At 37.8% G+C, this 12,042-nt stretch carries 9 protein-coding genes; 1 reads left to right on the top strand and 8 read right to left on the bottom strand.

Annotation, left to right across the window (positions count from 1 at the left end; all coding sequences use genetic code 11):
• The first annotated feature begins 130 nt into the window (after window positions 1-130).
• The gene (locus tag KGF86_RS02790; protein WP_211741105.1) at window positions 131-1,423 is read left to right on the top strand and encodes a hypothetical protein; all 1,293 of its coding nucleotides are present in this window, start codon (window positions 131-133) and stop codon (window positions 1,421-1,423) included.
• A 142-nt stretch (window positions 1,424-1,565) separates the two neighbouring features.
• Here the strand turns inward: KGF86_RS02790 and KGF86_RS02785 are convergent, their stop codons facing one another.
• The 8 genes from KGF86_RS02785 to KGF86_RS02755 form a co-directional block, all read right to left on the bottom strand.
• Window positions 1,566-4,736: a DEAD/DEAH box helicase gene (locus KGF86_RS02785; RefSeq protein ID WP_211741104.1), complete on the bottom strand. Its 3,171-nt coding sequence runs from the start codon at window positions 4,734-4,736 to the stop codon at window positions 1,566-1,568.
• A gap of 140 nt (window positions 4,737-4,876) precedes the next feature.
• Entirely contained in the window at window positions 4,877-6,091 is a 1,215-nt protein-coding gene (locus KGF86_RS02780) for an MFS transporter (protein WP_211741103.1), read from the bottom strand.
• Window positions 6,092-6,333: 242 nt separating this feature from the next.
• Complete coding sequence (locus KGF86_RS19645) at window positions 6,334-6,411, bottom strand: hypothetical protein (protein ID WP_425516470.1); 78 nt, start codon at window positions 6,409-6,411, stop codon at window positions 6,334-6,336.
• A 228-nt stretch (window positions 6,412-6,639) separates the two neighbouring features.
• Complete coding sequence (locus KGF86_RS02775) at window positions 6,640-8,040, bottom strand: GntP family permease (RefSeq protein WP_186868218.1); 1,401 nt, start codon at window positions 8,038-8,040, stop codon at window positions 6,640-6,642.
• A gap of 85 nt (window positions 8,041-8,125) precedes the next feature.
• Window positions 8,126-9,142 carry a 4-hydroxythreonine-4-phosphate dehydrogenase PdxA gene (pdxA, locus tag KGF86_RS02770; protein ID WP_186868217.1) on the bottom strand — a complete coding sequence of 339 codons (1,017 nt, stop codon included), beginning with the start codon at window positions 9,140-9,142 and terminating at the stop codon, window positions 8,126-8,128.
• On the bottom strand, window positions 9,139-10,437 hold the full coding sequence (locus KGF86_RS02765; RefSeq protein WP_211741102.1) for a four-carbon acid sugar kinase family protein: 1,299 nt from the start codon (window positions 10,435-10,437) through the stop codon (window positions 9,139-9,141). Before KGF86_RS02765 ends, pdxA begins: the two co-directional genes overlap by 4 nt.
• 18 nt (window positions 10,438-10,455) lie before the next feature.
• The gene (locus tag KGF86_RS02760) at window positions 10,456-11,205 is read right to left on the bottom strand and encodes a DeoR/GlpR family DNA-binding transcription regulator (RefSeq protein WP_186868215.1); all 750 of its coding nucleotides are present in this window, start codon (window positions 11,203-11,205) and stop codon (window positions 10,456-10,458) included.
• A gap of 244 nt (window positions 11,206-11,449) precedes the next feature.
• Window positions 11,450-12,034 carry a superoxide dismutase family protein gene (locus tag KGF86_RS02755; protein WP_186868214.1) on the bottom strand — a complete coding sequence of 195 codons (585 nt, stop codon included), beginning with the start codon at window positions 12,032-12,034 and terminating at the stop codon, window positions 11,450-11,452.
• Window positions 12,035-12,042 lie beyond the last annotated feature (8 nt).

Here is a 12,042-nt window from a genome sequence, read left to right as displayed (position 1 = left end):
AGATAAATTAACGAAACCGTCGTTAATTATTTCGCTAATTATTTTTTTATGGGGTAAAATGACAGAATTTTCTTTAACTTAAGTGAATCCTGCATACTTACACCCCTAATACGATTTGGGAGGGATAATGGTGAAGATAAAGGTTGCTGTATTTGGAAGAGATGATTTAATAAATCGATTTCAGAGTTACCTTGCCAATCGCGAGGAAATAGAAGCAATTCCCTTTGTTTATCAAAACGCAAGCGAGACTACTGAACTTGTTGAAAAAGCATTTATGTGTGATGTTTATTTATTCTTAGAAAACCTTCCATTTTTATATGCTGCAAGCAAAATTAAAAAGAAGCGTTTACCTTCTGTTCAAGTGAACTTAGATGCGTATATGATATTGACATCGTTCTATCATTTAAAAAATAAATATCATCAGCAACTCCACCGATTATCCATTGATGTGCTTGATGAAGCTTCTGTGACGGAGGTTTTATCTGAATTAAACATTTCAGGTACGAGCATTTATACATATAGCTATCAACAAAACGTGGAAGTCAATGTGGAGCAGATTGCACGCTACCATAAACAGCTTTTTGAAGAAGGAAAAATTGACTATGTACTTACTTCCTTATACGAAGTAGAACAAATCTTACAGGAACAAGGAGTGCCATGTTATCCGATGGCAACCCCAAAAAGAAATATAGACAATGCTATAGAGGAATGTAAAAATATCACTATTTTAAACATGAGGAAGAGCGCGCAAATTGTTGCTGGTTATATTCGAATTAAGAATATGGATAAAATAAAAGCGGAAAAGGGAGAATTATATCTTAAAGAATTACAACTACAGCTATATCAAATCTTACTTAAATTCGGACATAAAACGTATGCATCAGTTCTAACCAATAACGAAAATCACTATGTTGTTTTTGGAACTAGAGGTGTGCTCGATCATATTACTAATCATTATCGAGATTTTCCACTTATAAAAGAAATAGAAAATGCTTTAAATACACCAATTGAAATCGGATTCGGACTAGGGTTAACTGCCAAGCAAGCTGAGGATCATGCGAAGCTTGCACTAGATGCTTGTACACATAACACAAATAGTAGCTGTTATATTGTGAATGATAGACAGGAAACCATTGGTCCGCTTGGAGTGAAGAAGCATTTTGATACTTCCAGGCTGTATCAGGCACTAATTCATAAGGCAAAGTTGAATAATGAGCTTTCGTATAATTTTATCGATTTTGTACAGCTTCGTAACAATGAACCATTTTCTTCGAATGATATAGCGAATTATTATCGTGTTACGAAGAGAAGTGCAGAACGTACCGTGAATAAATTGTTGAATGGTAATGTTATTAAGATTGTCGGCGAGGAAAAGCCTTATGTTAAAGGGCGCCCTAGAAAGTTATTTCAAATAAATATATAAAAGGTGATTTCTTCCCAATGTAAAGTACATTCTTTCTATGTTGGTTTCTAACACAAGGCTATGGTCATTTTTTTATTGAATTATCTACGTTACCATTCTTATCAAAATCCCCCTGAAAATTGCACTTTTCAGGGGGATTTCATTATATACTCAACAACTCTCTGACGTCTTCTTCACTTAGGGAAGATAGCATGGTTTCTCCTGGTTGGATGACTTTGTCGATGAGTTCTCGTTTCTTTTGTTGTAGTTCATATATTTTTTCTTCAATAGTACCTTCTGTAATGAGACGGATTACTTGAACAACATTTTTTTGCCCAAATCGGTGTGCACGGCCTGTTGCTTGGTCTTCAACTGCTGGATTCCACCATAGGTCATATAGGATAACAGTGTCTGCTCCAGTAAGGTTTAAGCCCGTTCCACCCGCTTTTAGCGAGATTAGAAATACACTCTTTTCTCCATTATTAAAGCGTTCACTCATCTCTAATCGTTCACTTGATGGAGTTTGACCACTTAAATAGAAATAATCAATACCCGCTTCCGTTAACTTCTCGATAATGATTTCATGCATACTGGTAAACTGGGAGAATATTAACATACGTTTTCCATTTGCTATCGCATTCCGGACTGTTTCCATTAATAATTCTAGCTTCCCTGACTGACCTTCGTAATTCTCAATAAATAAAGAAGGATGGCAGCAAATTTGTCTTAGTCTGGTTAATCCAGCTAAGATTTTCATTCTATTTTGCTGGAAGCCACTTTGTTGTAAGGATTGAACGGTTTCCTGCTGAAGCTGTCTTAAATAGCCAACATACAGCTCTTTTTGTTGAGCCGTAAGCTCCGATACACTAACCGATTCTATCTTATCAGGCAATTCCTTTAGAACATCCTTTTTTAAGCGACGTAAAATAAACGGTTTTGTTATTGTTGCAATTTTATCGTGTGGGAGCTGCTTAAAGGACTTTTGATTTGGCATTAAGCCAGGTAAAACCACTTGGAAAATCGCCCATAGTTCATCAATAGAGTTTTCAATTGGTGTACCACTTAACGCGAATCGCCTGCTTGCATTAATTTCACGAATCGCTTTCGATGTTTTCGTCGCATAGTTTTTAATATATTGTGCCTCATCAAGGATTAACGTTTGAAAGCTTAATTCCCGGTATAGCGTGATATCCTGTCTTAATGTGGCATAGGATGTAATCCACACGTCGGCATCTTTATTTTGATTCATTCTTTCATGGCGCTCCTGTGGATTACCTGTCATGATCGTAACCTGTAAGGATGGCGCAAATTTTTCAAACTCATTTTTCCAGTTATATACGACAGATGAGGGGACAACGATTAGATGCGGGTGTTCCCCAAGCTCTGATGCTAAAAAGGCAATGCTTTGCAATGTCTTGCCTAACCCCATATCATCAGCAAGAATCCCACCTAAACGGTATTGGCTAAGAGACTTAAACCATTGAAATCCTGTGTTTTGATAAGATCGTAATGATGCATTTAGCTTATCCGGAAGCTCATAGTGCTGCTCCTCCGGTTCCTTTAATTGATGCAATAATTGCCTGAATGCCGGATCATAGCTTTTCTTCGTATCAATTAATTCATCAATTTGCGTCCCCCTATATACAGGCATATGGATTTTCCCGTCCTGTACATCCTGTTTACTTATATCTAAATCACGGAAAAAGTTCTGAATGGAAATAAATTCTTCCCCTTCAAGAGAAAGCATTTCCCCACTCTGCAGACGATAATAACGCTTTTTCTCAATCACAGCGTCTAAAATTTTATTAATCTCTTGATCATCTAATCCATCTATGTCAAAACCAATTTCTAACAAATTATTAGAACCTTCCATTTTAACACTCGTTCTCGGAATCGGGTCATTCTCCATAATAAAATTACGGACCTCTGATGTTAAAAATAGCTCAACATACTCATCTAGCACTGGGAGTACTTTGTAGAGAAAATCATATAATTCTTCTTCGTCAGCATCGATAAATAACTCTCTACCATTATAATGAAAGTTCGCATACTCAATAAGCTGCATAATCTGTTTTTCTTTATCTACATCACGGATAATAATAACTTCATGCTCCTCACGTCCACTAAATGGATCAATGACATGTTCTCCGTAATGATATTCCAATCTACCGGTTATCCAGTCATCTTTCGCCTCCAAGTAAAGCTTAGCCCGTAATGGGAGTTGAATAATCTCAGAAGATACCTGTTCTGAAATTTCTACTTCTCCCACCTTCTTTAAGGATGGGAGTACCTCTGACAAGAACGTATCTGCCTGTTTTTTTGAAATCGGTAATTGCTGATCGATTTTTCCAAAGGTACTTACAAGCTCAAGAATTGGAATCTGCTCTTTTAAAGGAAAATAAAAAACGCCTTGATAGAATAAAATTTCATAGTTCTTGAAATATACACTATCCTCGACTTCATGCATCGTTAATAACAAGTCATTCCGTTCATTTTTATTTAAGGCAAAGTGATATGGTAATTTTCCCTTCTCCATTGAAATATTCGTAAAAGATTTATTGGTTCCTTCTACTATAAAATCACGCTCTACTAATTTCTCTAGTAGCTTTTCCGCAACTAAAGGAGGGATAATAAGGGAGCGTTTATCGCTAACATTACCGCGGTAATGGTATACATGATACCCATCATAGATTTTCTCATTTTTTTGGACCGATCCAAGAATCTCCAATATCTCTCTGTCTTCCGGAAGTATATCGTGTTGACTCGGCGAGTAAGTAAACATTTTGGTAAAGAAATGCTCATTCCCGTCAAGCACATCACGTATGAATTCCTGAATATCCTTTACTACATAAGCTCGATTAGTTCCCGCTTTCAATTCGATTAATAAATTTTTATCATAGGACCACTTTATTATATACTCAAGATGAAGCGGTGCCCTTTTTGGTAGAATATCTGTAACTTCCGATGAATCACTCATATTACTAAGCGCACGAATAAAGCGATTGGTCAACTCATAGTCGTAATTCGAAAACGCTTGAGACTCTGGTTCCTCTTTATTGACAATCGCTATTAGGGTGGCAACAATATGTTTACAAGACCCGTAGGATGCAAAAGCTGGGCAATCACAATAGGTATCTACTGAACCCTTCTCTAAGTCCTTCATATTGATTTCGACAAAATAATCTTCCGAACCTTGTACCCTCGCCGTCCACACATTATAATTGATGTCATAGGCTAAATCCGTGACGTGTCCACGGTTATAATATTCTAATCCACGCTTATAGATTAAAGATGGGAAAAGCCTTTGGATATTTATATCACTAAGTTTTTTCAAATTCTATTAACCTGCCTTTAATAAAACAATGCTTTACTTATATTGTAAAGGAGATTTACATAATTTTAAACCTTCTTATTCTATTAAATAGGATAGCGAAAAAACGATTAGATTATACTAAAAAAAACGAAGCAATTTAATTAACTTTGCTTCGTTTGTCTAATTGTATGCTCCTTTTTCGTTTTTATAACCATTAATCCATAGACTAGCATGGAAATGAAGATAGAAACCGCCCCAGTTAGATAAATCGTACTATAATTAAACAGATAAGCAATTTGACCAAAGGTTAATGCTCCGAATCCAATTCCTAAATCAAAGAATGAGAAGAAGGTGGCATTGGCCATTCCTTTCCGATTATTTGCCGCTTTTTCAACTGCCCACGCTTGTAATGCCGGCTGAACCGTTCCAAATCCTAACCCATATAGTCCCCCTGCAACTAATAGAACAAAGGTGCTAGGTAACCAGGCTAGTAGAATCATGGCGACTAGTATCATGAAGGTACCTGGCAAGTATACGTATACATGCCCTTTTTTATCATAGATTTTTCCAGCAAAGGTGCGGGAAATAAATAGGAATGCAGCATAAATAAAGAAATATAATTCAATACCAGCTACATCATGATCCATAGCATGTAATGGTAAGAAGGTTGCAATTCCTCCAAATGTAAAGGTAATAAATAATACTAAGATAGAAGGCTGAATCGCCGATTTTTCAAACACATCAAATCTTGGAGTAACAGCTTTGTCAGGGATTTGTTCTACCTTCTTATACCGGACTCTTGAAGAAAGAAGTAGCGCCACTAAACCTAATGCAGCACAAATTAGAAATAAAGTTGCAAATGAAATCTTCCCTACTAATGCCAGTCCTAGTCCTGGACCGAAAGCTAACGCGATATTACCAGAAAGCCCAAAGTAACCAAGCCCCTCACCACGCCTGCTAGCAGGAACGATATCCGTCGCTATCGTTCCGGTCGCAGTTGTTGATAGACCCCAACCTACACCTTGAACAATCCGCATAATAATAAGAAACGTAATACTTGCAATAAAAGCAAAGGAACCGATTGAGATGACAAAAATCCCTAACCCAATCATATAAATAAATTGTCTCCCTTTAGTTTCCAATGCGTGACCAGCATAAGGTCTTAAGAGTAATGCTGAAAACGTAAAAATGCCGACTATAATACCAACTAACTGATCACTTCCTCCCAACTCCTTTACAAAGATTGGAAGTGTTGGTAATGTCATCTGAAACCCAAAAAAGATAAAAAAATTAGCCAGACATATTAAAATGAAGTCTCGCGTCCAAATTTTTTCTTTTATTTCTTCATTTTGTTGTACTTCCAGTTGTGCGCCCATTCTTATCTCCTTTCTTTCGATGCTCGAAATACATTATACATGAGTATGACTAGAATAGGAATGGGGTAAAAAATATAAAAGTCCTTTCGAAACCGTGAATATTTACCTATATTTGATACAGGTTATGGTATACTAAACATAATAATAGAAGAGTCCAGCTGCCACTGGACTCTGTGATAAGCGGTTCCTTTAGGTTCGGCTACTAATGATTCGTGTAGGTCCTCCGTTATGGTGGGCCTATTTTAATTTCTGTTAATCATGCTGTAAACAAAAGCAAGAAGTGTTAACAGCAATGTCCCGAAGTTTCCAAGCACCATCATGACCTCATATATTCTCAGTAGCATCACCTCCAATAATAAGATGAAGCCGAACACCTATGGAACATTATCTTGTCCCGATTATAGCATAGCTTTGACAAAAACACGAACATATATTCGCACACATTCCATAAGCGGATTATTTATATCGATTAAGCTGTTTCTTTTTCACCTACAGCACAGATTGTAACGAAAAAACTCCCAAGCATCGTGATGCTTGAGAGTTTTTGATTAAAACATACGAACAACGAAATCTGCAGCTACTAGCATTACCAACGCTACGCCCCATGCAATAGTGGTTGGTACAGACCAAACTAGAATTTGCTCTTTCACATTCTTAATACCGAGCATTCGGTTTACTACCCAGAATAAACTATCGTTAAAGTAAGAGAATACCATAGCACCTAATGCCGCTGCTTGTGCTGCTAGTACAAGATTTACATCTAATGTAGCTACAATTGGTGCTGAAATAGAAGCAGCCGTAACCATTGCAACTGTTCCACTACCTTGTACTAAACGTACAAATGTCGCAATAAAGAATGGTACTAAAATAGCTGGAATAGACCAAGTAGCAACTTGCTCTGCAATAAAGTCACCAGTACCACTTACACGAAGAACTTCCCCAAGTGCTCCACCAGCACCAGTAACTAATAAAATAATACCAGCTGTTTTGATACCTTCTTCCATACGATCTAATGCTTCAGCTTGGCGGAGCTTGTTTGCTAGCGTATAAATAGCAAATATTAATCCTAGTGCAACAGCTATTACAGGATTACCAAAGAATTTTACATAATCGAGAAATGTTTCATTCATTGCGACTATCCCTGAATCCTGAAGTGCACCCAAGGTAGTATTTAGGAAGATTAAAATAATTGGAATAAGAATTGGCATAATTGCTTTCGTAAAGGAAGGAAGATTCTGTTCTCTTTCTTCCACCGCCTCTAGAAATTCTTTATATACTTCTTTTTCGTCTGGTCTTACAAAGCCTTCCCCTTCTGCTTCAGGAAGTTGATATATTTTATTACCAATCCATTTTGCATAGAAAACACCGACAATAATGATTGGAACAGAAAATAATAATCCAGTTAAAATCATCAGTCCAACATCTGCACCAAATATTCCTGCTACTCCTAATGGACCTGGTGTCGGTGGAACCGTATGGTGTGTCGCCGCTAATCCAACAGCTAATGCTACACCTAATGCAACAACTGATTTACCAGTCTTCTTCGAAAGCGCTTTTACTAAAGGTTGTAAAATAACAAATGCTGAGTCAACAAATATAGGGATTGCAACAATATACCCTGCTACAGCCATAGCCCATTCTTCTTTTTTCTTACCGAGCTTCTTTACTAATGTGTAGGCAAGCTTTTCCGCTGCTCCTGAAACTTCTAATATTCGTCCCATCATAACCCCAAGACCGATAATAATACCGATGGAAGCTAACGTACTTCCAAATCCACTAGTAATCGTAGATACTACATCAGTAGGTCTCATTCCTCCGATGATACCGGTTATAGATGCGGCTATTAATAATGCTAAAAATGCATGAATTTTTGTTTTTAATACAAAGAAAATTAGTAATGCAATACCGATAATTAATCCAATTATCATTTGAACTCCTGATACTTCCATTTCTATTCCCCCATAACAGTGTAATGGCTTTCATTTCACCAGTTTTAAACTGAGGATGACTGGCATCCTCAGTAATTTTTATCCTTTATTCCATTGTGTCTGCTGTAAATTTTGGCGCGTATTGTGCCGCGAGCTTGATGCATTCTTCCATGCTTAAGCTTGCAGCGATGTTTTTACCAGCAATATCAAAGGCAGTACCGTGGTCAACAGATGTTCTTAAGAACGGTAGACCATTGGTAATAGAAATCGTTCTGTGGAAGTCTGTCATCTTGGCAGCAATATGTCCTTGGTCATGGTATAACGATAGCACCGCATCAAATTTCCCATTCAATGCATGGTGGAAAACAGAGTCAGCTGGTACAGGTCCTACAGCATCAATTCCATCTTCAATAGCAGCTTCAATACCTGGACGAATTTCTTCTACTTCTTCCATTCCAAATAGTCCACCTTCGCCACTATGTGGATTTAAGCCTGCAACTGCAATTTTACGGTTTTCAATCCCGAGACGTTGAAGTGCTTTATCACAACGGTTTAAATAATCACGAACACGCTCTTTTGTCATTTGTGCAATGGCATCTTTAAGTGAAAGATGGCGTGTTAAGAAGAAGATACGCATATTTCTTACTTCAAACATGGTTAATGGATCTTTTGTATTGGTCAATGATTCAAGCATTTCCGTATGTCCAATGTAAGGAACACCGGCAGCTTTAAGGGACTCTTTATTGATTGGTGTTGTAGCTAAAGCTTTTACTTTACCTGCTTTTGCTAGATTGACAGAGGTCTCAATATACTCAAATGCCGCTTTTCCACATTGTGCCTGAACAACTCCATACTCTAGCTCTGTCATATCAATATTATTTAAATCAATTAGATCAACCGTACCATACTCATATTGACCTTCTTCTGGGGAGGTAATTACATTCACTGTTAAATCCTTTTCGACAATTTCGATTGCTTTCTTAAAGACATTCGCATCTCCAACAACAACCGGTTTACACATATCATAAATCTCTTGGTTAGCTAGTGCTTTCGCCGTAATCTCTGGTCCAATTCCTGCTGGATCTCCCATTGGTATAGCAATAATTTCTCTTATTTGTGTCATCGTGCTGCACTCCTTTTTGTTTTTAAATATTTTACACATGCAAAAATAGACTTTTTATCCCCGACCATACCACCTTTTGTGACGATAGGCAGCCCAGGGAAATGTCCACCTATCAGTGTTCCATACGCTGCAAGAGGTAATACCTCATCCTCTAGCTTGATACCTGAAGCCATGCTTAACGCACAAAGGGATGCGGTTACATCTCCACCACTTGTAAAACAACCTTGAATAGCGTAATTTGTTTGTTCCATTACTAGCCTCGTTATCTTTGCTAGGCCATCGGTTATACGTTTTGCTAAGGCATCTTGGGTAGCATTTTCCTTAGCGGCAATCGATTGGAAATCTATTAAATCGTTTTGCTCCTTGTGTGTTGTAATAATAAGGACATCATCCTGATGGATCCGTTCTAATGCTTCCTTCACGGCACGATCCACTTCTACTTCCCAGGAATCCTGCATAGTAGCTAGTTTTTCTGCTGCTACATAAACAGGTGTAGAATTAGTTTTATCCTTTAAATAATGTAACTGCTGACCTGTTAAACTTGTTACACTACCAACTGTCACAATAACCTTACTTTGTTCAACATGTTGATGTGAATATGCCCTTGCATAAGATGCTGTTAATGGGCCTGGGTCAGTAGGAATAAGATGTACTCCTTGAATTTGCACCATTGCCTCAGCAATTTCTTCAATATCTTCATCTGTCACCGCATCAACTACAATGATTCGCTTCCCGTCTTGGATATGGGAATCAAAGGCTGCTTTGATTTTCGCTGAATCCGTTAAGACAGTATCTAATCCGATATGGGCAACTTCAAATTTGCTTTGTTCTTCAATAATAGCTGGCACGTAAGACTGTTTGATTGGCATAACTGGGTCTTTCGCTACATCTGTTTCTTGTACTGGGGCACCATTTACTAGTAAGTAGCCACCTGAGCACACTCTTCCTGAGTCTGGAAACGATGGAACGACAACAGCAACACTATCATCTCCAACTTCATCTAAAATCGTATCAATTTCCAAGCCAATCTTCCCTCGAACAGTGCTATCAATCCGTTTACAAATTACTTGAGCACCCCAAGTGCGGAATTTTTCTGTTGCATTTTTCACTCGATTAATGACAATCCGATCAGATGCATATCGTGAATCTGTATCAATACAAACAGCATCTAATTCATCCATTTCTGGAATTTCATCATTAAATACAACAGTCGCCGCTGTAAAGCCTTGTTTACTTAATTTGACACCGGTTGCATTTGCGCCCGTTAAATCGTCTGCAACAACACCAACCTTCATGATGTATCACCTCAGTTGTTATATAATCGGCATAATTTCTGAGAGCTGGTCTTTTACTTCTTCAGAAATATGTTCATTGGTTATAAACCCTGTTAAACTTTGTAAATCACATACCTTGGACAATGCACGTTCACCAATTTTGCTAGAATCGGCTACTAACCATGTGCTTTCTGCCGCTTCCATCATTAATTGTTTTACTAATGATTTCTCAAATGTTGGTGACATAATACCCGCTTGTAAATCAATGGCATGTGCACCTAGGAAAAATAAATCCGCATGGATGTTTTTTAAAAAGTGATGTGTCTGTGGACCAAATAATGCTCCAACATCATTTTGTAATTCTCCACCTGTAACGATAACTTTCAATTTACTATCAACTAATTCTGCTGCTATTTTTATATCATTTGTTATGACGGTTAAATCTTGTTTAACCTTTAACAATCTAGCAATCTCTAATGTTGTCGTTCCTGAATCCAAAAGGATAATTTGACCGTCTCTCACAAGGGATAATGCTTTCTTAGCAATTTGTCTCTTTTCTTCTGTGTGTCGGCCTTCTTTTGTAAGGAAAGGCGTTTCCGCAATAAGGGAACGTGCCGCGACTGCACCTCCATGAACTCGAATAACGCGACCTTCTTCCTCTAACTGATCTAAATCACGTCTAATTGTCATCGGAGATACATTTAATTCATTGGAAAGTGAATCAATCTCCACTTTACCTTCAAGTTCTATCTTTTCTAAGACCCATTGTCTTCGTTCTGATGGTTGCATCTCATCAGTCCTTCTTTGTTATCTTTTAACATTGTAATGTTAGTAACTAACGTTATTATGTTCCATATTCACAAATATGTCAACAATAAATGTTACTTTTTTTCAAAATTTGTTTAAAATGAACATTTATATGGTAACTTATCATCACGTAAAAAAAGAGAGATTACCGCTTCAAATAGCATTACAAAATTCCCTACCACAAATAAAAGACTCCAAGTTGGTTTACTCGGAGTCCTGCTATTGTTTATTCTGCAATTACGCCACAAGCAATTCGGTCACCCGCATTACCAGAAGGCTGCGATTTATAATCATCCGGATTAGCATGGATGACTAATGCTGTTCCACCCTCGCGTAATAGTGAATGATCTTTCCCCTTTTCCAATGTCACCATATTGGCTACCACCGTTGTGGACACTGAACCATAAGCCTTCACTTCCAGATTGGGTAAGTCACCTGCATGTGGTCCCTCCGGGTGATCGAAGCCATGCTTGGCATTAGTCGGATTAAAGTGTGCACCTGCTGACTCAAATGTTGGTGTTTCACAGACCCCCTTCTCATGAATATGAAATCCATGTGGACCTGGTGGTAAATTAGAGGCATCAAGGCTAATGCTCACTCCCTCTGATGTCTCCGTTAGCTTGGCATGACCAATTTGTTCACCCTTATTATTTATCAGGCTTACTAGAAGTGAATCCGATACCTCCTTCAATGTACCGGTTGTCTCGATACTCGGATTGTCCTCTTGACCGATATCATGGTTGAGGACTGTTAAAGCCAAAGCTAATAATAGCCCTATGGTTGATACAATAATGACCCATTTTCTAATCATGCTTTTCC

The sequence above is a fragment of the Ornithinibacillus massiliensis genome (assembly GCF_018310345.1).
In the GTDB taxonomy this organism is placed as follows: domain Bacteria; phylum Bacillota; class Bacilli; order Bacillales; family Amphibacillaceae; genus Ornithinibacillus; species Ornithinibacillus massiliensis.
This window is presented reverse-complemented; position numbering and strand designations above follow the sequence as displayed.

Coding starts and splice junctions, on each gene's coding strand:
- KGF86_RS02780 (WP_211741103.1), bottom strand. CDS start 6,091: ATGGGCGCACAACTGGAAGTACAACAAAATGAAGAAATAAAAGAAAAA.
- KGF86_RS19645 (WP_425516470.1), bottom strand. CDS start 6,411: ATGATGGTGCTTGGAAACTTCGGGACATTGCTGTTAACACTTCTTGCT.
- KGF86_RS02775 (WP_186868218.1), bottom strand. CDS start 8,040: ATGGAAGTATCAGGAGTTCAAATGATAATTGGATTAATTATCGGTATT.
- pdxA (WP_186868217.1), bottom strand. CDS start 9,142: ATGACACAAATAAGAGAAATTATTGCTATACCAATGGGAGATCCAGCA.
- KGF86_RS02765 (WP_211741102.1), bottom strand. CDS start 10,437: ATGAAGGTTGGTGTTGTTGCAGACGATTTAACGGGCGCAAATGCAACC.
- KGF86_RS02760 (WP_186868215.1), bottom strand. CDS start 11,205: ATGCAACCATCAGAACGAAGACAATGGGTCTTAGAAAAGATAGAACTT.
- KGF86_RS02755 (WP_186868214.1), bottom strand. CDS start 12,034: ATGATTAGAAAATGGGTCATTATTGTATCAACCATAGGGCTATTATTA.